Origin of the sequence: Pseudoflavonifractor capillosus, from assembly GCF_016899775.1 — a bacterium.
GTDB lineage: Bacteria > Bacillota > Clostridia > Oscillospirales > Oscillospiraceae > Lawsonibacter.
Genome location: NZ_JACJJE010000001.1, coordinates 65,586 through 88,855, shown reverse-complemented (window position 1 = coordinate 88,855; position 23,270 = coordinate 65,586). Strand labels below are relative to the sequence as shown.

General features: G+C 50.6%; 24 protein-coding genes and 1 pseudogene. All 25 read right to left on the bottom strand.

Translation table 11 applies throughout. The features are described from left to right. Window positions 1–68 precede the first annotated feature (68 nt). The 25 genes and pseudogenes from H6B31_RS00420 to H6B31_RS00305 all read right to left on the bottom strand — a co-directional run bounded on the left by H6B31_RS00420 (window position 69) and on the right by H6B31_RS00305 (window position 23,267). A complete protein-coding gene (locus tag H6B31_RS00420; RefSeq protein ID WP_204896703.1) occupies window positions 69–1,817 on the bottom strand; it encodes a hypothetical protein in 1,749 nt (582 codons plus the stop codon). A gap of 142 nt (window positions 1,818–1,959) precedes the next feature. Continuing rightward, window positions 1,960–4,503, bottom strand: coding sequence for a DUF4268 domain-containing protein (locus H6B31_RS00415; RefSeq protein ID WP_204896702.1), 2,544 nt, complete (start codon window positions 4,501–4,503; stop codon window positions 1,960–1,962). Window positions 4,504–4,557: 54 nt separating this feature from the next. Then, complete coding sequence (locus H6B31_RS00410; protein WP_204896701.1) at window positions 4,558–7,182, bottom strand: DEAD/DEAH box helicase; 2,625 nt, start codon at window positions 7,180–7,182, stop codon at window positions 4,558–4,560. A 14-nt stretch (window positions 7,183–7,196) separates the two neighbouring features. Continuing rightward, window positions 7,197–8,954, bottom strand: coding sequence for a site-specific DNA-methyltransferase (locus H6B31_RS00405; protein WP_204896700.1), 1,758 nt, complete (start codon window positions 8,952–8,954; stop codon window positions 7,197–7,199). A gap of 42 nt (window positions 8,955–8,996) precedes the next feature. Next, window positions 8,997–10,067, bottom strand: coding sequence for a hypothetical protein (locus tag H6B31_RS00400; RefSeq protein WP_204896699.1), 1,071 nt, complete (start codon window positions 10,065–10,067; stop codon window positions 8,997–8,999). 42 nt (window positions 10,068–10,109) lie between these two features. After that, window positions 10,110–11,063 carry a 3'-5' exoribonuclease YhaM family protein gene (locus tag H6B31_RS00395; RefSeq protein WP_204896698.1) on the bottom strand — a complete coding sequence of 318 codons (954 nt, stop codon included), beginning with the start codon at window positions 11,061–11,063 and terminating at the stop codon, window positions 10,110–10,112. A gap of 49 nt (window positions 11,064–11,112) precedes the next feature. Next, window positions 11,113–11,982: a hypothetical protein gene (locus H6B31_RS00390; protein WP_204896697.1), complete on the bottom strand. Its 870-nt coding sequence runs from the start codon at window positions 11,980–11,982 to the stop codon at window positions 11,113–11,115. A gap of 141 nt (window positions 11,983–12,123) precedes the next feature. Beyond that, window positions 12,124–12,318: pseudogene (locus H6B31_RS17885) on the bottom strand (competence protein CoiA family protein); the annotation flags it as partial. A 21-nt stretch (window positions 12,319–12,339) separates the two neighbouring features. Then, entirely contained in the window at window positions 12,340–12,951 is a 612-nt protein-coding gene (locus H6B31_RS00385; protein ID WP_204896696.1) for a hypothetical protein, read from the bottom strand. An 85-nt stretch (window positions 12,952–13,036) separates the two neighbouring features. Continuing rightward, a complete protein-coding gene (locus tag H6B31_RS00380) occupies window positions 13,037–13,390 on the bottom strand; it encodes a DNA-binding protein (RefSeq protein ID WP_204896695.1) in 354 nt (117 codons plus the stop codon). Between the two features lie 5 nt (window positions 13,391–13,395). Beyond that, a complete protein-coding gene (locus tag H6B31_RS00375; RefSeq protein WP_204896694.1) occupies window positions 13,396–13,629 on the bottom strand; it encodes a hypothetical protein in 234 nt (77 codons plus the stop codon). Between the two features lie 91 nt (window positions 13,630–13,720). Continuing rightward, window positions 13,721–14,677 (bottom strand): DNA/RNA non-specific endonuclease, encoded by a 957-nt coding sequence (locus H6B31_RS00370; RefSeq protein WP_346014014.1) that lies wholly within the window; start codon window positions 14,675–14,677, stop codon window positions 13,721–13,723. Between the two features lie 146 nt (window positions 14,678–14,823). Then, window positions 14,824–15,228 carry a ribonuclease Z gene (locus H6B31_RS00365; RefSeq protein ID WP_243418775.1) on the bottom strand — a complete coding sequence of 135 codons (405 nt, stop codon included), beginning with the start codon at window positions 15,226–15,228 and terminating at the stop codon, window positions 14,824–14,826. A 419-nt stretch (window positions 15,229–15,647) separates the two neighbouring features. Continuing rightward, complete coding sequence (locus H6B31_RS00360) at window positions 15,648–15,983, bottom strand: helix-turn-helix domain-containing protein (protein ID WP_195607969.1); 336 nt, start codon at window positions 15,981–15,983, stop codon at window positions 15,648–15,650. 494 nt (window positions 15,984–16,477) lie between these two features. Next, entirely contained in the window at window positions 16,478–17,008 is a 531-nt protein-coding gene (locus tag H6B31_RS00355; protein WP_204896692.1) for a hypothetical protein, read from the bottom strand. Then, a complete protein-coding gene (locus H6B31_RS00350) occupies window positions 17,005–17,445 on the bottom strand; it encodes a hypothetical protein (RefSeq protein ID WP_204801902.1) in 441 nt (146 codons plus the stop codon). Before H6B31_RS00350 ends, H6B31_RS00355 begins: the two co-directional genes overlap by 4 nt. Beyond that, window positions 17,442–17,927 carry a hypothetical protein gene (locus H6B31_RS00345; protein ID WP_204896691.1) on the bottom strand — a complete coding sequence of 162 codons (486 nt, stop codon included), beginning with the start codon at window positions 17,925–17,927 and terminating at the stop codon, window positions 17,442–17,444. The genes H6B31_RS00350 and H6B31_RS00345 overlap by 4 nt, the downstream gene beginning before the upstream one ends. A gap of 16 nt (window positions 17,928–17,943) precedes the next feature. Then, a complete protein-coding gene (locus H6B31_RS00340; RefSeq protein WP_204801907.1) occupies window positions 17,944–18,297 on the bottom strand; it encodes a hypothetical protein in 354 nt (117 codons plus the stop codon). Between the two features lie 97 nt (window positions 18,298–18,394). Then, entirely contained in the window at window positions 18,395–18,886 is a 492-nt protein-coding gene (locus H6B31_RS00335) for a hypothetical protein (protein ID WP_204801909.1), read from the bottom strand. 54 nt (window positions 18,887–18,940) lie between these two features. Then, window positions 18,941–19,798, bottom strand: a complete 858-nt coding sequence (locus tag H6B31_RS00330; protein ID WP_346014013.1) for a hypothetical protein — start codon at window positions 19,796–19,798, stop codon at window positions 18,941–18,943. Window positions 19,799–19,950: 152 nt separating this feature from the next. After that, window positions 19,951–20,700 carry a DUF1281 family ferredoxin-like fold protein gene (locus H6B31_RS00325; protein ID WP_204896690.1) on the bottom strand — a complete coding sequence of 250 codons (750 nt, stop codon included), beginning with the start codon at window positions 20,698–20,700 and terminating at the stop codon, window positions 19,951–19,953. 85 nt (window positions 20,701–20,785) lie between these two features. Continuing rightward, entirely contained in the window at window positions 20,786–21,436 is a 651-nt protein-coding gene (locus H6B31_RS00320) for a hypothetical protein (RefSeq protein WP_204896689.1), read from the bottom strand. Between the two features lie 19 nt (window positions 21,437–21,455). After that, window positions 21,456–22,028 carry a hypothetical protein gene (locus tag H6B31_RS00315; RefSeq protein WP_204896688.1) on the bottom strand — a complete coding sequence of 191 codons (573 nt, stop codon included), beginning with the start codon at window positions 22,026–22,028 and terminating at the stop codon, window positions 21,456–21,458. A gap of 25 nt (window positions 22,029–22,053) precedes the next feature. Further along, window positions 22,054–22,455 (bottom strand): hypothetical protein, encoded by a 402-nt coding sequence (locus H6B31_RS00310; protein WP_204896687.1) that lies wholly within the window; start codon window positions 22,453–22,455, stop codon window positions 22,054–22,056. A gap of 20 nt (window positions 22,456–22,475) precedes the next feature. Next, window positions 22,476–23,267 carry an N-6 DNA methylase gene (locus H6B31_RS00305; RefSeq protein ID WP_204896686.1) on the bottom strand — a complete coding sequence of 264 codons (792 nt, stop codon included), beginning with the start codon at window positions 23,265–23,267 and terminating at the stop codon, window positions 22,476–22,478. Window positions 23,268–23,270 lie beyond the last annotated feature (3 nt).

Below are 23,270 nucleotides of genomic sequence, written 5' to 3'. Positions count from 1 at the left end.
TAAATAGTTCGTAACTTTGGAAACTATTCAATGCATAGGGGGGTAAATAAAGAAATCATTTTTCAGTTCTACTTAATGGTAACTGCCCTTAGATGATGCGGTAGGGACCCAACAACAAGCAGCTTTTTCTCATCATCATGCAGGAAATAGATTCTGAGAAGGCTTTCCGGGTCATTTCCCACCCGCAAGTGGTATTCCAGATTGCTGTCAACCTCATTCCCATTCGGATCGATGAAGTATTTGATTTTATACTCACTCGGTGTGAATTCGATAGTGGCGTTGCCAGTAGGCTTGACTTCAAAGGGCCTCCCATACTTTTGTGAACATCGAGTAAGCATTTCCTCCGTTGTTATGCGTGCATAGCGACGATCCCAGTAATCAGTTGCCAGAAAGTCCAGGGCATCACAAATCAACTCGATATTCACGTTTCGAGCGGATTTCTCGTTGAGAAGGCCAACAGCCCTGGGGTGTAGGATAAGCCTGTTGGTAAAGGTTTTCTCTACCCAGGACGCAATTTCGTTGTGATTCTTTGGCTGGCCAATTTTCCGCTTCAGGTAGGAAATTTCTGCATCACGGGCAGCAAGTTCCAGCCTCGACTGTTCAAGAGTCTCGACGAATCCATCGCGTTGCGACTGCTTTTCTAACTCCAATTGCTCTGCATACTTTTTCTGCCGGGAGACCTGTTCCAATAGTCGTGCTTTTTCAACTTCCTGACTTTGAAACAAGGCATTCCAGTTTGACTCCAGAAGTTTAACTTTTTGGGCCCACTGGTTGGAGAGAGTCGCCGCTTCGGTCGTACTCTCAGCAGTGAGGCGCATCAGGTTCTCCCGAGCGGCAGAAAGAAAGGAAAGTTTTCCAAATGAAATGTCTTTGTTTCTTGGGTACTGATACATCTCCGCTTGCAGGGATACCATAGTTTCATCCTGCCGGGATTTGCTGGGCTTATAAGGATAGATTCGCACTCCTGCGCCAAAGGTGCAAGGCTCTAAAACGGCGATGTCGCCGGGGAGAATATCACACTTCAAATCACGATTGAATCGCTCGCGAACCGTCTCATCAAGCAGGTATGTACGAAATAAGGAGACGCCATATTTTGCGATAGTTACCAAGTCATATGGCGGATCAGAAAACACAATGTTTCTATTTTGTACCTCCGGCAGCGGGAAAGGAACCGATGTCATTGGGAGGAATGCACTGGGTGCGAGGGCATCAAGCGATGGCACATGTGCCTCTGCCTTAATCTGCGAGAAAACAACTAATGGCAAATGTGCTTCTTCATTCTTGAGAAGGTTCCGGCAAGTATTGATTTGGTCAACAGAAACAATCCTTTCAAATTCGTGCTGAATAGGAACAATTTGTTTCAGCCCAAAGTCGGGATGTCTGATAAGCTGACGGATGATTGCCAGACGATACACCTCGGCCTGCTCACGTGTCCCGTCTGGGTCTGATACCACTGTCTTAAATCCGCATTCGAGCGATTGGCCCGTCACCTTATAGGCAACATTCGTCTCAATAACTCTCCCCGGCACAGGGGGACGAGCCTGTTCATCATTCCCAGGATCTGACCCGAGATCTGGCTCTGTGACCTGCATAGTCCACATACCGTGTTCCGGGAGGGAGACAATATCGATAACATAGCCCTCATTGATATGGGTGGAAAACAGGCAGCTATCATCACAGTCCAAATAGTCAACTGGGTCCGGAATATGTGTGAAAGGTTCTGGAGCATGTTCTCCTAAGCGAAGACGAATCCAATTCATGGTGATTAAAGCCGCTAACCGCAACCCGTCTTGTGGAGAAGTTTTTTTGCTTGCCATATAAGCATGAAGTTGATATGTTGGGTACAAGTGATTTCTCAATAGGCGAACAACACGATAGGATGCACTCATATTACTTCCCCCAATATTTCCTGCGCTAGACTGCCTTTTCCAAACTGCCGCCCTCGTAGTCTTTCGAGCGTCATGGCAGATATGGCGTAACGGCCTTGAGAAGCTTGGCCCCTTTCTCAACGTGGAATTTGATCATCGCAGGCCAGTCATCATGGTTCGTCACGCTGACATCAAGCAGTTCATCAAACACCTTGCAGGAACGAGTGCCTTCTTGGTTGTACCATTTCAGTGGCCGACCATAGACAGCCTCGATTTGGGATTGATGGCTTTTCAGCGCATCGTAAATCATTTGGTTCTTTCCTGCATCACCGGTATCGATATAGATTTCTACACGGGCTTGATCGTAGTTCGCCACGCAAGATAGCTGGACACCAGGGCAATTCGTGGAGCCGGACATATAATTGTTTTTGGTCGGAGAGACATAATTGAAAGTGCCTGTCTCGGTACGAATTGCAGGAAGGACCTGCGACCAGTATTCTCTACGCACCTTATGACGCAGAGAAGATTCCTCATCGCTGTACTTCTTCTCGTTGAGGAAAAATACCAAGTCAGAGGGATCTTGATCATAATGCTCAAACAGCCGTCTCAGCATATTCAGCTTGTGCTGCGTGGAGCTTCCAGTATTGACGTAGATACCTTCGGCGACCAGTACAGACGTCTCAAGCCCATCTTCTGTCCTGGAGAATTGGCTGGCCAGATCGATGCTATCGTCGGCGCCGGCGAGATAATTCAGATATGCTGTGTCGATATTGTGAAGTTCCTTCAGTACCTGGACATACATATCAACCCAAGTCGTGGCTTCATGTTCGATCCCACGGAATCGATACTTCACCAGTTGACGTCCCGTCAAAGAGACATCATCATCCAGCGCAATTTCGTCATACTGCTTCTGTGGCGGGACATACGTGCTATCCTTGTTGGGCCAAAGGGTAATGCACTGATTTACCAGCATGCTGCTCCGCTGCTCCAGTTCTGGAAGGCCCCAATGCTCAGCTTTGGCGATCTGCTGGGTCATTTTCAGTCCGCTCTGCAGATAGCCGTCTTTCATCGTCTTTTTTTCCTGGAAGGAGGCATTGCTGTACCTGATATTGTAAGAGGAGGCTGCCAGCGTCAGGTTTGCGAGCCGGTGGAGCCATTGGTCGTGGATATTCTCAGCATCGTCACCAAGCTCACTTGCCCAAGCGGGAGTTAGATGCTGGGGCATGATATGCTCAATGGTGTACTCACCACTGTCCAGCCGATTATAGATCTCTTTGTACTCCGAGCTATCGCCATTTTCCAGGCGCTCAAAGATATATGCCTTATATCTGGCCGGCATCGTGTAGATGTTCTTGTTTTTAAGCCCCTCAGCAAAATCTTCATCTGTTGGGAAGGCCGCCTTCTCCTTCTTGTTTCCAAGAACATACCGCAGTTTCTCGATGAAATCATCGTAGGTGCCATCGAGACGCTTGATGTCGTTGCAGAGCGTGAGGAATACCTTGCTCTGGGTGTTGGAGGGCAAATCGCAGATGAGGCGGCGAAGCAGATAGGACTCTACAATGCGGCAGACTGCACCCACATCCTCTAAGGTAAGCACTTCCTCCTCCTGAAGGCGGAAGACTTCCATCAGGAACGGCCTGCAAACACTGCTTTCGAAACGGTTCAGCCGATATAGCGAGGCCCGGAGTTTAAGTGGGAAGTTCGGATTCCCAACTCGGATCTTGTTGTACCGCTTCGCATAGTCCCGGAGCTCTTTAAGAACGTCCTCAATCTGGCCGCGCTTTTCGACATAATCCTTGAACTCCTGGTAGATCTCCTTCATCGCGGTCAGACGCCGCTCTTTAATCCCCAGATAGTCCCGGATAAACGGGCTCACGTCATAGGAGTTCGTCTGCTTGTCGTAGCCGGCGTTCTTTTCAATGGGGCTCCAGTAGTCATCATAGAACTGCTCCTGTTCCTCCATGGACCGGCGCATGAGAACGAAGTTCCGGATCTTATCGCCCTCATTCAAATCAAGACCAGTCGAATTGAGGCTCTCAAACACCAGCTGCGGATCGTCGTCTGGCGGCGTCAGAGTGATGTCGATGATCTGGAGCTTCTCCACCGCCGCGAATAGTTGATCTACGCTGATGTCCTCACGCTGGATCTGATTATAGAAGAAGAGGTAATTCTGCGTGATCCGGGAGCTGAAATTGTATTCAGACGGGTCGCCCCAGAGCCTGTCATAGGCGTCCTGATCCCCTTTGATGGGCTTCAGCTTCATCTTCCTCTGTTTGGGATTGATTTCATCGACGAGGTATTTCTTCGTGATGACATCATACAGGTTCGGATCATTAGGGGTAACGAGGCCAGCCCTGATCAGATTTGCAATCGCCAAGAGGAGAAGTGAAACGGTGGTGATCCGCTGTTGCCCGTCAATAATGAGGTAGTCTGAACTGCTCCCCATAGGATCGCTGACGGAGACAATACCACCGAAGAAATGCCACCGCTTGTTATCTCGGATTGTCTTTACGAGGTCGGAATAGAGTTTCTTGCAATGTTCTTCCTTCCAGTCGTAATTTCTCTGATAGACAGGTATAACCAGCTTGTCCGCATTCTTCAGAAAATGCGTCAGCAGTTTTCCTTGACCATTCACTATATCGTCTCCTCTCCGCCATACTAAATTCAAGGGGTATCAGGTGTCCAACAATCAAAGGCCTCTCACGATCTCCATGAACCTTTCCAGAGAATATGCGCCCGGATAGTTCGGCTGCTTAGTCTCAAACACCATGTAATACTTGTATTGTTTTCCGGCCAATTTCGCCCACTGGTCACCGATTTTGGCCTTCTCCCTGGATTCATCATTGTCCAAATGGTCTCCCTTGGTCTCTACCATCAGAACCTTCCCACTGTGGAGCATTACGATGATGTCAGGGTAAGCATGGACGGGGCCGTTGATCTGGAAGCCCAGTCTGGAGATATTCCGGTGCCACCACTTGACGTTGCCCAGCTCCGACAGTGCCCACACTACCTTAAACTCGTATTCGTTCATATCTTCTTCGGCGGTATAGAGCGATTTTGGCACCATCGAGGTAAATTCCGTTGGGGAGATCACCGCAGGCAGCGTATAGTTGGGCAGGCAGGAAATCTTATCCTGCTCCAGCCAGGTATCAAAGACGCTGGAGCGATGCTGGGCAATCAGTTCCTTCACCTTCTCCTGAATCTTCACGACATAGGGATAAGGCGACTGCTCCAGCTCGGAAAGCTGATCTTCGCTCATGGTTCCAATCACCCGGTCAATGTACTCATCCAGCTCCCGGTCATTGACGCAGTTCATCTTGGACAGCTTTTGTTTAATAATGCCTTTGCACAATGAAAGTCGCTTTCCCGATGGCTGGGTGTTGAACCACTCCCGGAAAAAGGCACTGTCCCCGCCGGACAACCGCCATGCCTTTGCGGTACTGTCCTTGCTATCATCTACATCCACCCGCGCCATCTCGGCATTGACCGTCGTGAAATCCACATGAGCGTCTTTGTCACGCAGAGAGAATCCACCTTCCAAATGTTCCAGTTCCAGGGTTTCGTGAGCTTTAGAGAACAGGCTGGGGCCAGTCTCCAGCATAAACTGGGGAAAGCGCAAGGCAGCAGCTTCATCTGCAAATTCCTCATTCATTCGGAACTGATTCATCTTGTCGCGTACCTCCGATGGAGCCTGGCTCAAGGCGGTGTTATCAGCCTGGTTGATCTCGTCCTCATAGGTTTTGTTCTGTTGCAGGGCCCGTGACAGCATGGGGTCGGACTTCATCGTTCCATCCTGCACGGATCGCTCCGCCTCATGCGTTGCCGCTTCAAAACGTGCCTTCAAATCCGAACCGTCTACTTCCGGCAGATCTGGTTCGTCAGCGGGAGGCGGAACCATAGAAAGCTGCTCCGGCCCCGGCGCTGGAGGCTCCATAACGGGAACATCCACATCTTGTGCCCGGTAGTCACGGCTGCTGAAACCTGCGCTGTTCAGTCCTGCCACGACCTTCTCTAGCGTCTGATGAAAGTCAGCGGAAGATGTGAGGACATAAGAGAGATTCAGCACTTCACTGCTGTTCTTTTGTGTGTAGGGCAGCCGAAGCACGCGTCCCAAAATCTGCTCCACATCTACGGTGGAAGTGCGGTTGGCAACCGTGGCCAGAACGTAGGCGAAGGGACAGTCCCAGCCTTCTTTCAGGGCATTTACGGTGATGATGTACCGGATGGGGCAGGCTGGAGACAGCAAGTCCACGTTTTTCAGCTCATCCTTATCGCCAGTTTTGATGGCGATTTCCTTTTCGGGGATACCGCCATCCACCAGCGTTTTCTTGATCTTTTCGTATGTGGTGCTGTCCGCTTTGTTGCGGGGCTGTGCCTGGAACAGAACGATAGGGCGGATATAACGCCCACTGGTTTCCTGCTCCCGCTTAGCCTGTGCCTCCAGCTTGGCACGAATGGCAATAGCATCCCCATACACATCGGCCTGGGATTTACGGTTGTAGACGATGACCGGCAGCTTGACCATGTTGGCCTTTTTCAACCGCGCAGCGTCCACAAAAGAGATGATATTACTTTTCTTTTTTGGTGTGGCAGTCAGGTCAAACACAAAGCTGGGGTTGAAGTTTTGCAGCATTTCCACGCTCAAATCCGAAGTGGCATGATGGCTCTCGTCTACGATGACTACCGGATTCAGATAGCGGATCACCTGGATCAGTGCCGTCTCATCAGTATCGGCCAGCAGAACGGACGGATCATCCATCCACTTGGCAAACTCAGCCAGATAACCATTCTCCTGATAGGCTTTGCGCCCCTCCTTCTTGCTGGTGCGGAAGGAATCATAGCTGAGGACAAACAAGGAAAGCTGTTCTGTCACCTCAGCGGGGGTGAAGTTCTGCCCCATGAGGGCCTGTTCTTTGGAGTACACCTGCACCCGCCCACCAAAATCCACATCCAATCGCTGGCGGTAGGGATGATCTGGATTTTCCAGTGCCCTGCGGGTCTGGGTCAGAATGGCCTCGGAGGGCACCAGCCACACAACGGCCTTTGCCCGACGCTGGGGCATGGCGTCAAAAATCGTCTGCAGGGAGCTGGCGGCAATATAGGTCTTCCCGCCACCGGTGGGCACCTTGGCACACACATGGGGCACGCCGGGGAGCACATTCACATAATTTGGCATACCGCCATAGCCGACCAGAACATTCTTTTCGTTCCATAGGACCTGATAAGCTTTTGCCGGGCTTTGCAGCTCCACCACTAGCTCCAGGTAGCGTGTAAGATCTGCAATGACATCTTTTTGATAAGATTTCAACTCCATTTCTTCACGCTCCTTCACAGACGGGCAATATCCCTTGGGATCTTCTTAAATGTGATGTTGTGCTTGCGAAGGGTCTCCTGTGGGATGGCACATAGATCAGCGTAGATGGTATAGCCCTCGGCTTTAGTCTGGATGGTAGTCAAAAAGGTGTAATCCAGCGTGGTAACGCTTTCCCGCTCATAGTAGAAGTAATAAGCGGTGTTGCGGCACAGGCCCATGAAGTAGGACTCGTCCTCGGACTGGGCGGTGGGCAGGGGCTCTTTTGTCTCCATATAGTAGACGTATTCCCGGATTTTCTGCGTTCCCACTACTTCGTTGAGGTTGCCATCCGGCAACAGAAGTACAGGTCCCAGCTCATAGTAGCTGAAATTGCCGCCGGTGCCTTCCACGGCTTTTTTACCCTCTCCGTAGCCGTCAATCACCCGCTTGATGCGCTCTGCGGTGATACTGTCGGCGTAGTCCATCATTTCCACCAGGATGAATTTGCGGTTTCCACCGTCGGCTTTGTTCATATTCAGCACAGCATGGGCAGTGGTGCCGGAACCGGCAAAGGAGTCGAGGATAATGGAATCAGGATCGGAAGCAATGTGAATCACACGCTCCAAAAGTCTGCTTGGTTTCGGCGTTTCAATCGGCGCTATGCCATTAAAAATAGATTTTAATTCCTTCTTGGCTTCATCTGTGTGCCCAACATCGTTAAATAACCATAAATTAGTGGCTAATTTCCCGCTATCTTGTTTTATATGATTTTTGAAACGAATTCCACCAGTACCATTACTTGTGAAGTAGTACTCCGGCCAGTTTCCTTCCTGATATCGTTTCTTTGCTTGAATAGCTGATTCTTCAATAGGCTGCGCCAGCATAACTGCCATAACGTCTTGGCGCACATCATCTTTAGAGATACCACAAAGTTGAGCTCGTACATTACTATCGTTAATGTCTCTTAATTCATACACCGCCCATTTGTTCATTCGTTCCAGCACAACGGACTGTTCATCCTTCCAATGCCGTCCCGCCGCAGGGTATATAAGTTTACCTGTGATTGGTTGTTGTATCGCATAGACCATGCCCTGATGATCGGCTGCACCGGCAGCAGAAACATCTCCAGACTGCCATGGAATTGGGTCATTGTCAGGGGTGTCATGTCTAGCATCCATTTTAGCAGTTCGTTTCAACTTATTGGGATGCCATGTGTCACTTTTTGAATAAACTAATATGTTGTCAGTTTCGTAAGGAATTCCGAGAGCATCATTTCTTGGAGAGTACGTTTTTTGCCAGACTATGTTTGCAATAAAATTCCGTGCCCCAAAGATTTCGTCGCAGATGGCTTTAAGATTATATAGTTCATTATCATCAATACTGATAAAAATGGCTCCGTCATCCGCTAACAGCCGCTGTAGTAGCTTCAAGCGGGGATACATCATGCACAGCCACTTGTCGTGCCTTGAAAGGTCCTCGCCCTCTTTGCCGACAACTTCGCCCAGCCACTTCTTGATCTTGGGGTCATTGACGTTATCATTGTATACCCACCCCTCGTTGCCGGTGTTGTAGGGCGGATCGATGTAAATGCACTTCACCTTGCCCTCGTATCGGGGCAGCAAGGCTTTCAGCGCCTCCAGATTATCACCGTGGATAATCATGTTTTCGCTACCGTTGTCCTCGGTATGCCGTCCGTTTTCATCATAGCTGTATTGGCGATCCAGTACCCGGTATGGCACTTCCTGATGGTGGTTTACCACCTTTTCTTTTCCTATCCATTCAAGCGTCGGCATACTGTATCTCCAACCCCTTTATAAGTATATCTGTGTCTTATTTCAACATAACTCTGCCTTCACCGCAAGCAGAAAATCTGTGAACAGGATAGCATTCAGCGCGGCTTTTTTGGTCGGGTAGTTTGAATACCACCAGCCATGCGCGGAGTAGTGCCTGCCTGGCGAATCACTCTTTACCTGATCCGGATTATAGCAGTGATACAAAACAAAATTGTCATAGTACTGTGCTATAGCATCTGTATAGTCATTGGCTTCTGTAAACTGTTTGACTGCTTCTTTGAGTTGCTTGGGCCCAGCTTTGCCCTCCAAGTTAGCCATATCCGCAATTAAGCCTTCCCACATCGTCGAAAGAGATACGACTACTACCGCGTATTCACGCTTCTCATAGTCGTCAAGGATATGCCTTAGCGTGCGCCTGATCTTTACGGGAACCGAACTCTTATTCCATTCCTTCTTGAGCCATGAGATATACTTTTTACCGAAATGCCTAAACACAAATTGGTCAATTTTTTGCTGACGGCTCTTTGACCCGCGCCTAGTGTGTAGAATTATTCCGTTCAACTCTTCAACCAAAGATATTGCACAAGCCTCGTAAATAAAAGGGCACCAATTTGCGTTGTATAGCTCCTTGATATAGACAGCCCGAACTCTGTCATATATGAGGCCTTGCTGCTCGACAATAGACGGCAGGATCACAGTTGCTGGGCAAGGTATTAAACTTGACCAGCTCTGATAGAGGGTATTGAATTTTTCCAGCCCCGTAGGCAGATTTATCAAACAGTTATGTGCGGCTTCAAATGCTCTGTTGGCTTCCAGCATTTGTGGAATCTGAGTTACAAGATAGTGATAGTCTTGCATTGTAAACTGGCTTGCCTGCTGCATCCTTGCCGCAAAAGTGTTTGTATTCAAACATTGGCCTATCAACTGATTGGCCTGCAAAATGGATGCTTGAGCATTTGTAATTGTATCAATATAACTTGGAGTCAGCAGCTCCCTTGGTATTTGATGAAGATAGGTGGTCCCAAGTTTCGCTGCCTGAGTGGCAGAGTTAATGATTTGTTGATTGCGTTCGATATTCTGGATCGCCCTATTAAAATCATCTATTTTAGCCATTTCAGCTCTCCTCGAGTCTCCATCAAAACCAAGATTTGCTTTTCAGGTAATGGAGTGTTTATATACGCGGCCATCTAAAGCAAAGATGCGGTTACTAAACTCTCCGTTCTCCATACCCGCAAGCGTTTCCCGATAGATCTCCATGCGGCTGTCGATCATATCGATGTAGGAGAGCAACTCACTTTCCGCGCACATGGGCTTCACAGCAGCGCCGAATTCCGGCTCGCCATGATGAGAGAGCACCATATGCTGAAGAAGGACGGCCTTCTCCCCATCAATGTCCAATTTTTTTGAGATTTCAGCGACTTCCTCGGCCCCCATAACAAGGTGGCCCAAGAGCTGACCCTTCATTGAATAGTCTGTCACCATGCCCAGCTCCGAGAAAACGAACTCCGTCTCCTTCTGCAGGTCATGTGCGAAGGTGCCCGCAAGCAGTAGGCTGCGATCAACGGTATCAGCATAGAGGCCCGCGAGGAAATCCGCGATCTTCATCATATTCCCGGTATGCATGAGCAGGCCATTGAGGAAACCGTGGTGGACACTCTTGGCTGCGGGAATCCGCTTGAAAGCATCTTCATGCCGGCGCAGGAGCTCCAACGCCACTCGTCGGTAATCGGGATCGGCGATGGAGTTGAGAAGCCCACGGACCTCACTCAGCATCGCATCTGTATCGATCGGCGCCACAGGGACCAGCGCGGAAACATCATACTGATCGTTGTCTACAGCCAGGCGGATCTTCTCGATCGTCACCTGCGGAGTTCCCCTGAACTCCGAGACTGTGCCACGGATTTTTACGACCTTGCCCTCGTCAGAGCCATTGATGGGCCCAGGATAGTCCCACACCTTAGCCTCGATTGCCCCGGTCTTATCTGACAGGGTAGCGTTAAGAAAGGGCCGCCCATTGCTGGCCACCTTAGGGTAGGCGCCTTTGAGGATGTAAAAACCCTCTACATCGTCACCGATCTGCATCATATTGATGGCCTTGTTATATTCCATTTTAATCGTTCCCTCACTTTTCTACCGAGTGTCGTCCTTTCGGATCAGGTCAGTTTGTCCCAGCCCTTGAGCACTCTCTGCAAATACCACGATTAGGCCCCATGGCACGCCCGCCGTAGTCGGACATGTCAGAGGCCTCTTTAATTTGACCACACTCAACGCATTTGAGCCATCTGCGTCCGAATCGGTCGAGAGTCTGTTCTGGAGAATCAGGATCAAAAGCCGCAGCAATGCGCTTGGCTTCATCCGCAAGAGCAGCTTGAGAAACCGTGGTGCCCACCTGGTTTGAATCTGGCCGGAGGGTATTGGCTGCCACAACTCGATTCCTTTGTGAGAAGGAACGCTCAGCCAGTTCCCGCCTTTCGATATAGGCCTCGTTATCAGAGCGGATCTGATCCATTCTGGCAGATAATTCATCCTTGTCCGACGTCAGGTCCGCGAGACTCTGAACGCCGCTCTTCGCGGTGCACAGACAACTGGGTGCCTTCGCCAAGTTGAAGCGGCAGTGCGCACAATCAACATATCTGGCCGAGTATTTCCCCTTGTATCGGCCTATGTGGGCTTCGCAGAGGAAGCCGCGTTCCCATTCTTCCGGGGTAACCGCTTTCTCCAGCATGAGGCTCCTCATGTGATCTGCCAGAGCACTCCGAACCCACTTCTTATCGCCGGAACTCGACAACAGTATATCCCTAATTTTGCTCGGTGTAAATTCTGCCTCTTTTTCAATACCTGGGAGATGCACCAGGACAGTGGAATACCCACCCTTTTCCGCTTCGGAGGAGAACACAGCCAGGTCATCCTCGGAGTAGTACTTACCAAACTCCAAAAGGAGTCGCAATTTGGAGCCGCGAACAGAGAGGTATAACTCAGGGGGATATTGAAGCGGCGCGCAGGAGTAGCTGACCTGCTCCAGCGTCACGGTTTGCTCTCCTCTGACTACCTCAGCCTCAGTCCAAGAAGGGAACCGAAGTGTGACTGGCGGGAGAAGCAAACGCAGGGATTTCCCCAGTTCCTCTGATACCGCCTTATAGATCGCGACCTCACTTGCATACATACACTCGTAATTAGAGACATGCGCAAAGTGGTGCCGGCGCTCATCGCCCTTCCTGGCCATCAGCTGCTTCCCACAGGCCGCGCAGTCACACTCGCAGTTCAGGCCGCTTGGGACACTGTCGATGTACCGCAATTCCCCGGTTTTCCGGTCTACGCCATAGTAGATATGGCTTGCGGATCGCTTTTTCACGCTTTGGCTCATCGTGGCACACACCTCCTACTATCAGGCGGTAACAGCCTTGCTTTGCGGCGCCGAAAGGGAATCGATCAGCGTCAGCACATTGTGAACAGCATCTTTGCGCGCTTTCTTCTTTTGCTGCTTAAGCTGTTTGCGGTACCGCTTGGTCCCCTTTACCGGGGGTGCCTTGTGCTGGACGGGATAGATGGGGTTCAGCATCCGGTAGTAGTCGTGCTCGACGATATAGTCGAGATATTTTAGGAGTTTTGAGTAGCTCACCTTCTGATCATGATAAGAGGAGAGCAAGTCACTGGAGCGTTTGCCTGGGTGCAGATCGTTCTTGTGGTAGAGCTTGCTCCCGGCGCGGGTATCATCCGCGATGATTCGCCACTCGCTCCTGGGGGAGCGGACCCAGATCCCACGCTTACCAAGGTGGACGGAGAGCCCATTGTTACGGCAGTACTCCTGCAGATCCTGCTCTTCCCTGCGGTACTGCTTAGATAAAGCATCACAATGGGCACATAGGCGGTATCCGGAGGAGTACGCTTCTGCCAGGGTCCGAAAGTATCCAGTAGTTTCCGGGTTCAAGATCCGGCGGAAATGGCAGCACTCGGAATGAACGATCTTCCGCCTGCTGTTTTTGCTGTAGTAGTACATCTTCAAGCCTCCTTTTTTCGTGATACCAAAATATCACAGAAGGAGTACCATAATTCGTACTACATAAAGGAGCTTTAGGCGTCCCTCAGAATCCTTCGATTTGATCCTCAAGCTCGGAGATCCGCTCTTCTAAGTGCTCATGGGCTTCTTCCCAAGCGGAATACTCCTCACTGAACATATCCTCCGGCTCCTCCAATTCAAGGTCGGCCAGCCGGTCTCTCAGTTCATCCAGCCGGTCTTGGAGGCTCTGTCCGTCTTCTGGCAGATCTTCATCGATGTCAATATCCAGGAGGAAATTATCGGCTTCCGCCTCCCGGCGTCGTGCTTCCTCTTCCTCTCGGGCCGCCTGGTCAATTATGCTCAGGCCGAGCGCGGTTTCGAAGATGTCGGTCTTGCCGTCTCTATTGAAGTCAAAGAGTCCACCAAACAGTCCGCTCATAGCAGCTACCTTCCCTTCGTCTTATTCCGCAATTCCTTGATCTCGCCATATTGCTTCTCAGCGACTGCGCGGTCAAGAAAGTGGGCGTACAACTTCCCATCCTCATAGATCTGATAATCCGGACCAAGTAGCCCGCTACCTCGTGCGAGGATCAGGCCATCCTCCTGGAGGAGGACTTCCTCGACATGGTCGCCGGCAGGCGGCTTCCGCCCTTCCATCTGGCTTTCCTCGAAGTCCATGATCAGTCTGCCTCCTCAAGATAGCTTTGCATAGTTATGGATATTATATCATCATTTGGGGCTTCATGCACATTGAATTGCTGATATTCTCTCAGGGATTGCACCTCTTGCAGGGATCATACCCTTGGGCGATGAGATCCTCTCTCGAACCACTGTACTCCTGCCTGTTGGACTCTTTAATATCGTCGGCGCTGGAGCAGGACGGGAGATGGAACTTCTTTGTATTGGTATTGAGCACATAGTCAGATTGTACGGTGCCAGTGCCCGACGTTTCAGGCTCCTCAGGCTGTTGCGGGGTAACGGGCGCGCTGGGCTCCTCAGAAATAGCTGAGCCGCCGGAGGTGAGGTAGCTGTCCCCGGTAGCATAGTCGATGGTGACGCCGGGCTGGACATTGTAAGCGTAAACGCAGAAAAGGATGTCTTCTCCGCTGTCCTCGACCGAATATCCCTCCATCAGCACGCCGCTGGCCAGCAGGTTGCTCCCCTCAAAAATGGGAGTTACCCGGTAGAGCACGTGGTTGTCCGTCTCCTGGACGTAGTCCGCCACCATATTCTCAAAGGGGAGCATCCCTTCAATGTTCAAGTACCGAGTGCCGGTGATCAGGTTATCCTCGTTGGCATTCTCGCCGGTAAGCTGGTATCCAATCAGATGACAGCGGTTATAGAGGTACTTACCATCCACACAGTCGTACTTGATCGTATGCCAGCCGGTGGGCTTGACCTGGCCGATACTCCCGCGATCTTCCGCGGGCATGATGTCCTGCCCTACGCAGGCATAGGCGACACCGCAGCGCCCCAAAGAGTCGAGGGAGCTGTAGCTTTCAGAAGATGTGGTGGTGAGGTCATCAGTCGTGAAGTAGGGGACATTTCCGTTGACTGCGACATAGGCCGATCCGGAATAGGCAGGAACCGAGCTCACCGTGAATTTCGTCTCAGCAGGCTCCAGTTCATAGCCAGATCCCGGCGCAGAGGAGTCCGTCTCCTGCTCATTGCCATCAGGCTCCTGAGTTTGATCTTCAGGATCGCTCTCCGTGTCATCAGGCTCCACATCTTGCTCGGAGTCAGGAGTATCAACTGTCGTACTCTGGCCTGGCTCAGCCGAAATATCAGGCTGGGAAGTTGTCTCCGCGCCGCAGCCGGCCAAGAGTGATAAGGCCAGAAGGAATGCCAGGATAGATGCCGTCCACTTCTTTTTCATCTTCTATAAACCTCCATTGTGATCTTTTCGTGAGAATGGCCCGGAAATTCCACCGTCCGTTCCAAACTCCACTGCGTCAGATCGATTGGGAAGGTCAGGTCTGCGGGGTAGACACGGTTCCAGCGGAATACTGTTATTTCTTCGATCTGTCGCTCGTAAGGGGTGACATCCTCCAGCTCCACAAAGCAGAAGTCATCCTCCCCAGCCCGCGAAAGATAATCCTCACTCGGTTCGAAGACGCCAGAAGGGAATAACTTCGCGGAATAGGGGGAGAAGTGGAGAGTACTCCCTTTCACCAGTTCTTCGATTGTTTCTGTTATAATGCGATCACGGCTCTGCCGCCTGTGATTGAAGGCCATGCCGTTCTTATCGTCCAAGCAAACGATCAGCCTCATTTTCATCACGCTCCAATCCTTTTCTCTATATTCAGGGCACGGTACAAACTATAAAAAATACGCTGTCCCAATTTCAGGACAGCGTAAACATTGCATCGTATTGGTCTTGAAGTCGGAATGCGATCAGCCCGTGGTGGTCAATCTTCCTGGACAGCTTCTGCAAGATTACCGAATGGAAGGGCACTCCGCGTCTGATCAGGAACTCCCCCCGCCTTCGGTACCACAGTATGTAAGCCCATTGAATTTCGATCCGGGCTGCGATCCATATCCGCTGTATCTGTTTCATATGCCATCCTCCATCATTCTAACAGAAAGAATGTCTTTCTACAAGTAAGATATTATCACAGATGCAAAGTCGAATTAAATCGAAACCTGCTGAAAAACAAAAAACACCCCGCATCGTTGAAACACGATGCAGGGTGGATTTACTTGGGCTGCTTAACAGCGTCCTCGATCATAACATCGAAGATCCGCTTAATCCTTTTCCGCTCATGGGGAGATAGCGCGGCAAGCTGCTCGGAGATCTCTGTGCTGATAATTGCGGAGGAGACTGTCAGTACATCTACCAGTAATGTATTGGCATCTACTTCAAGTGCATTTGCGATCTCGATGAATGTCTCCAGCTTCGGTACCTTAGCCCCGCATTCGATGTTGCTGAGATATTTAGGGGTAATGTCTACCTCCTGCGCCAATTCCGCCTGGGTCAGTCGGCGAACTTTCCGAGCCGCCTTGATGCGTGCTCCAACTTTGACTGCGTCCACTTGTCCACCCCCTAACAGATAGAGTTTCTGCCTATTAGGAGTATAAAATGTAGTGGCCGGCAATCAAATCCACCAGTTGTTAGACCATCTTTCTATTTGAAAGACTTTCGTTAAAATCCTGATCATTTGGGGAAATGGCGGTTGAGCTTCACAAAGAAAAAGGAGCCCGGGACAGGCGAACCTGCCCCGGACTCCTTTGCGCTGTGATCGAGTAGACGATCACTTGGAACTGCCGTATTTCTTCTTCCATACGGCATGACACCTTTTACAGGCAACGCTTGGCCGCGCTGAAACCTCGTCTTCACTGACATCCGTCTCGTAGTAGTCGGTATCTTGCTGGTACCGGCCGCACAAGGACTGCCCATTTATGAAGCAGTGGCACTTTGCCGTCATGTGGACGGTGCTATCTCTATCAGATATCGGCACTTGCCAGACGGGTTGTCCGCTATCCATTGGAAACTTGCTCATAGGCACCTCGCTTTGTACCTTTCCCTCTATGCTGATGTTGGGAGGGAGCTACCGCCATGCATCAAGGCGTCGAATTTCTGACGGTCGATCGCATGGCACTTACCCTCGCGGATATGGAAGTAGAGGCGGATCGCCCGGACTACCACTTCACAGGAGTAGACATAGAACAGGGGCAGATTCTGCAGGAGCTGTTCATCACCGAACTTGTCCATCGCCTCCATAAAATCTTTCCAGTACTGGTTGGAGTCACCAAAGTAGGGATCATCATCACCCTGCTTCTCCGACCGGCCAATATTGTCCTGGTTGAAGTATCTGGTGAAGAAGTCGATGACATACTTATAGGGCTTCTCAGCTTCAGGTGTCTGGAGGAAGAGCGGCAATGCATTGAGGAACAGGATCGCTTCACGCAGCACTTGGAGCCGGTAATGGAGCTCATCGTAGAGCCAAAAGAACCGATTGCCCTCCTGCTGGTAGCCGCGCTCCAGGGCCAGCTGGTAGCGCGGGAAATAGGCGGAGTGGATCTGATGCAGCAAGTCAATCCCATAGAGATCCATCACCACACACTCCTCCAGTCCGGCCGGCTGGCCAATTCCTCGAACACACGTCTTCTCTCGTCTGCCTCATCTTCTTCTCCTTCATCGGGGAAGTCGGAGACGTCCAGGTCATAGACATCAAGATCCACATCAGCATTGGCAATGACAGACTGCACCAAGCCACCATGCACTTTGACGGCGACTCCAACTGCCAGATCCTGTTCTTCGATCCGCCAACGCTCAATATCCATACCGTCCAGTACCGCTGCATTATCGTGGTTATACTCCCAGCAGTGGTCGTCATACATCTCCTTATCAAGGCCAAATTCCCATGACTTAAGCGCATCTTCCCAGCATTTCCGCATGCTCGCCTCAGCCAGATCTCTATTGAGAAACAGGCTCACATGGCTTCCCCATGCAGATTCCGTGTCCTGCTCATGGATCAAGACATATATCTTCATGCAAATGACCTCCTATCTGTTGAATCATCTTCTTCGGGCAACTCCTCGCCAGGCATGAAGCCAAAAGTCGCCTGAAACAGTTCCATGTACCTTTTCAAAGCTTCGCTGATCAGAGGTGCCTTCATGGAGGCGAGCGACCAGAAAATCATCTCCTCCTCTGGTACGCAGGCGGGTCCGGCGATGAACCGGCTACCATTGTATCGAGGATTCGGTTCAGACTGGATCTCTTTGAGCGCCTGGACGGTCTTGGCATCCTTGATCAGCTGCAACCGCTTTTCAAATACCGTATGCACAAGGTCATTGCGGATGCCGTGCTCTCTGTATGCAGAAACGCGGTTAAGGGTATCTGTAAGTGCCTTTTCCCTTTCCCGTAGCACGGCCTTTGGCAGATCGCCATTTTCATCGACAGCGAAAGCTGCTTCCGCTATTTCCATGACGGCGTCTATCGGTTCTCCCCAGCAATCAAAAGTTTTATCTCTCATGTTGGCAGGCATCCTTTCAAAGTGTGATGTTATCTTCACTGGCCACGAGATCCTTATAGGTCAAGTGGTTCGTGTTGGGCACCTCGGCATCCAAGCTGATGGTTTGGATTCTCCGTCTCCGTTTCTCATACTCGTGGCCGATCGCAGAGCGCATCGCATAGAAGGCAATGATTTCAAAGCTGTGTTTATGCAGCTCCGGCAGCGCGAACCAGCGTTTTACGCTCCGGCAGTATCGGAAAATCACTACGTCATACCACTCGTCGATCGGCAGGCGCCGCTTCCTCAGATACTTTGCGATGAGAAAGTGGTTCTCCTCTGCAAATTCCTGTTCTTCCTCTGTCAGCGGCGCGTTGAATCGATCGCGCCTCATCAGAGCGTCAACCTCCTTCCTGGTAAGATGAATAGGAGGGAGCGACACCTCGTGTCACTCCCTCCAAACCGCTTTTCATAGTGAACTGATTGCTTCCTCAGAAGTGGTAGTCCAGCACATTCCCGAAGTAATAGATCACGCCGGTATCTGCGTTTCTAAGCCATTCGGACAGGGGCTCCAGTGTATCGTCCTCATAGATGTAATAGCCGAATTTAGCCTCGTAGGCTTCATCCAGCTCGTACATGAGAAGGGACATCGGTTTATTCTCCGGACCACTCTCTTTGCCGATAAAGGCATCCAGAGAGAGTGTGGTCATCTGAGCGCAGAGCTCGCGGAATCGCTTATAGCCCGGCTTAAAATAATGCTCCTTCCCGCCTTCAGCGATCTGGAACGAGAACTGGTCTGGGCCTTTAACAAAGATGTTCTTAAAAGACCCCATCAAGTACTTCAGCTCCTCAGCCCTGTCTTCCACATCGTCAACATAGTCGGCGACACCGTTGTCGCATAAACGGTCCGAGACATCGGCCGGCTGGATATAGTCGCTTGGAGCGATTTCGGTCGTACTGACTTGAAAAATTCTGCTGTGCATAATCAATTCCTCTTCAATTTAAGAATTATTTGATATTGTTTTCCGTAAAATGGCTCAAAAACCATTCCAAATCTGCTGCCCGTGATAGTCGAAATATTCCGCATCATTGCAATCCGCAGGACATAGATCCACAAGCCTTTTGCGACTCCGAGAAATGAATAGGTCGGAATCCATAGGCGGCTTGGGCGTCTTATCACGCAGCAGTTCATCTATATGGACCACGTGCGCGAATTGCTCTGGTTCGTTCTCTTTCAAGAATTGGAAGAAGTAATTGCGATGATATGGACAGAAGGTGCAGGCGCTCGCTCTGGTGGAAAGTCCCCAAACATCCTTGATGTATGCGTAATTGTCCGCACGTTTTAATCCCATCTCGACCAGTGGAAATTTATTGATAAACAGCGGATTGGGGTTCTCCTTGCATCTTCGTGTCTCTTCGGCGCCGAACCCCATATGCATTTCATGCCCTTTCAGATCCGCCTCGCGAAGCCGTTGATACTTCCGATATCCAAGCAGATGCCATCGGACGTACTTTGCTATTACATTGACTTTGTAATCAATCGTACAGTTGCGTGGCATTGTGCTCTTGTGTCCATCCTTCTTTAGTGTCCACCAGGGTATACTGATCGCCCTGCGCTCACCAAAATTCTCCATGAAATCCTGGTAGAGCGGCGACTTCAGTACGACGAAGGGAACGCCGCAAGATTCCCCGCAACGCTGTAGAAATTGCACCTGCTTCAAAACCCATGGGGGTTCCAGGCCAAGATCGCAGAACACGGAGACATCGTAGATTGGGACTAACGGCCAGACAGCCGGCTTTCCCTTCTTCTTGGCAAGTGCATTCTCACAGGCCATGAGATGTAGGGCCGAGGATTGCATTCCAGCGCCACACGAGAGGATTTTCAAAAAATACACCCCCTCTCCACGGTGGTTGCCAAATCAGGCGATTTCAAAGTCATCTTTCCGAACATCCACATTACCTCTATTCTGATCCAAGTGAGGATGAGGGCACTGCTATGCAGCGCCCTCATCAAGACCGCATTTAGTACTGGGGTCTTAAAGCACGGTCAGATTTCTTCACTTTCCTGCTCGTCACCATCGCGATACTGCATTTCGCCATTTTCATCGATGTAAGCGAAATTACTTTCACCCCAACACTTCGTAAAAATCGCCAGGGCATCTTTATCTCTTTCGAAGCATTCCACGCGCTCACCGCCATCGAAAAGGATGCGGTGGCCGGTATTGGAGCCGACATCCTCATCTGCCCACCAGTGTTCGATCCTGAGAGCCGGATACAGCTCTCCGAGCTTCTGCACAATTGGAGCAGGATTTGACCATGCCGTATCAAACTGGATGGTATCGCGATCGAGAATGACCGTTTCACCGGCATTCCATTTTGTGCCCCAGTTTCTGATGCTCCACCCATACCAGGTAGCTGCTCCGTACTTCTCATAATTGGAGACATACTGACGGCCATCCGCATAGGCTTTGTCTTTCTCCGTATCAGATGCATCATTCATCCATTCGGACACCCTGCGGAATACTTCTTCCGGCCACTTGCTGGAAAAATGATTTCCTACCAGGGCGCTGACGACTCTCAGCTTCTTATCATCGAGTTCCTGCAGCTGAATACTGCACCGCTCCGTCAGGTAATACATGACACACCGCTCCGTCTTAGAGCCTTCCTCCATCATCAACTCAGCGGGCATGGGGATCAGTAAATTGAAGTCAAAGTACTTCTCTCCCTGCGCCACATTGAACAGCGGAAGTTCCGCAATCCCCTCCATTTTCAGGATGTTTCTCACATAGTTCGGCATAATTTTATTCCTCCATCATCTAGAATTTGAAAAATAGAGGGGAGTGATGCCCTTGGCATCGCTCCCCCTCAAACACGCAATTACACTAGCTATTCGCCTGAGCAGCTTGTTCTTGAGCCATGATCTGGCGAGCTTCCCGGATCTGTTTCGGACCATTGGTCAGCTCCCAGGTCTCAATGAAGCGGCAGGTCTTGACCATCAGGCAGAAGAAGTCATAGTCGTTGATATTCACGAAGACCATGTTGCCCTTGACGTAAGAGCCTTTCTTCATGTGGATACCCCCGGTCTGTGTGCTCTCCTTCGCGCCACGGCCATTTTCCACCATAATGCACCAGGGATAATTCCTCGGCCGGCCATCCTTATCAACAGAGGCACGCTTGATGGAGACCTTCGTGACGAAGCTCAGGCCTTTGGCATCCGGCTCACCGAAGATCTTCTCCTCCGAGAACTCGAACTGCTCTACGCCGATCTTCACACGGCTGAGCGCGTAGGTGAAAAACTCAGGAGACAGATTGGCCATGACTCGGATCGTATTCTCCCCAGTCCCATTGGAGTAGTCCTGGAGGATCATGCCGATACAGGAGCGCGGCCGGCTGCCGTCATCCATCTTCTCGCCCTGCGCATGGATATGTCCGTAGTATTCGACCGGAGCGGCCTTCAGCTTATCGTTGAACTCCACGAGCTTCTTGTTGGTTTTGTAAACCGCGATCTGATTCTGAATTCGATATTGACTCATTGTTGATCCCTCCTCGGTATTAGTACCATTCCCAGTAGTACAGGGCACTGTCTTCACTCGGCGCCTCCTCTGGGAGTTTCGGAGAAAACCTAGAGTTGAATTCCTTTATGGTCTCCAAATCCAGAATGTAGTAGCCAGTGTTTTCAATTCCATCATCGTGCTTATTCGCAAAGAATGCCTCAATATTGTAGTCTTTCCGCCAATAGGCGATCCGCTCTTTACGGAAGACAATGTGCTCATCAATCAGGTTCAGCAGGTGCTTATCTCGCATTTCTGCTCCGCTGATCTCCTGACTATGCTCGGTACCATCGGGCCTTTTCTCATGCACGACGATCGAGCCATCACTGTGCTGTGCAACAACATAAGCGTCCTCTCCAAAATCATACGCATCTCGAATACTCTGCATATTGATATAGGGAGATTCCACCCGCACTGTCACACAGTATGGCTTCAGTTCGCAAATTAACGGGTCATCCTGATATTCCGCTAAAACAGCATCCAGGCCCATATTGCGGAGTTCATCGCTTGAATACACCTTGTCCGCAAGTCCTTCCGGCTTTTTGACTCGATAAATATAGCTGTCCAATCCCATAATCGAAACACCTCCGTCTTGTTATTCAATCAAATCGTTCGATGTGATCGTTGATGAACTGATTTGCGTAATAGCAGATCAAATTTACCATCAACCCCATGCCGAGAAACGCATCTTTACTTTCGGACAAGGTCTTAAGCGTGTAGACGTTGACCCTTGAGCGGCAGCAGTTATCGGAATGCTGAGGAACCCATTCGCCAAAGAACTGAATGGTGCCATAGATCCCTTCGCTGCCGCCGTACTCCGGATGCCCGATCACGTTAAAGGAGCACAGCTTCACCTCATCGAATCTAGTCGTGAAACAAAGCTGGTGGTAGTCCAAGACGCATTTCTTTTCCGCCTCTTGGAATAGCGGATCTTCCTGCGCCATCTTGACTGCCGCCTCCATGATGTCCTTGACCCGCAAATACTTCTTCTGGTTTTCCAAAACAGTGTCCCTCCTCAAAATCAGTTGTCCAACGGTTTTACCTTACTTTCACTGGAGTCGATCATCTTTGCGAGCTCCTTCAGCCGACGCAGTTGCCAGATTGGGGAATACCACTTCGGCGTGTACCACAGCTCTCCGCCCTCGCCAATTGTGGGGAACAGTTCCGTTCCCCCAAGAGGGTTCGTGAGCGAATTCCCTATGGCCACATACCCGGCGTAGCCCAGGATGGATAGCTGGATATAGCACATGAGAGCCACTACCTGATCCAAATCCTGACCAACGAACAGCATATCCTGCCGGCAACTGCGATCCTTATGTGTGGCATCGTAGGCCGCAGCAGCGGCCAGGAGCATACATCCGGCACCGCAACAGGTGTCCAGTGTACTCGCATAGCCCTTTTTTGCTATGAGATCATCGTCTTGCCCCATTGTCATCATGGCCATCATGTAAGCGACGTCCCAGGGAGTAAAGAATTGCCCTCTCCAAGAGTTTCCAAAATCGAGCGACATATAAAGCCTGCCCAGGAAGTCCTGGTTTGGGTCCGCCTGAAGGGCACTCGCAGTTATCTCCAGCAGTTTGCCAAACCGCTCCAGCTCGTCATCGCTGTACCTGTCAGATACGTTGGATACCCACTTGAGTCTCTGCTCGACCCGGTCTCTATCCGCGCAATCAAACTGAACGGCTATAGAGCAGGCCGATAAGGTGACGAAATCGCTCCAGACCTTCCATGACTCATGACGGTTGGTCAATTGGCGGAAGGTTGCGACAAAGTCTTTTGCGTCTGGGGTGTCAAAATGGATTTTTTCCTTCATGTT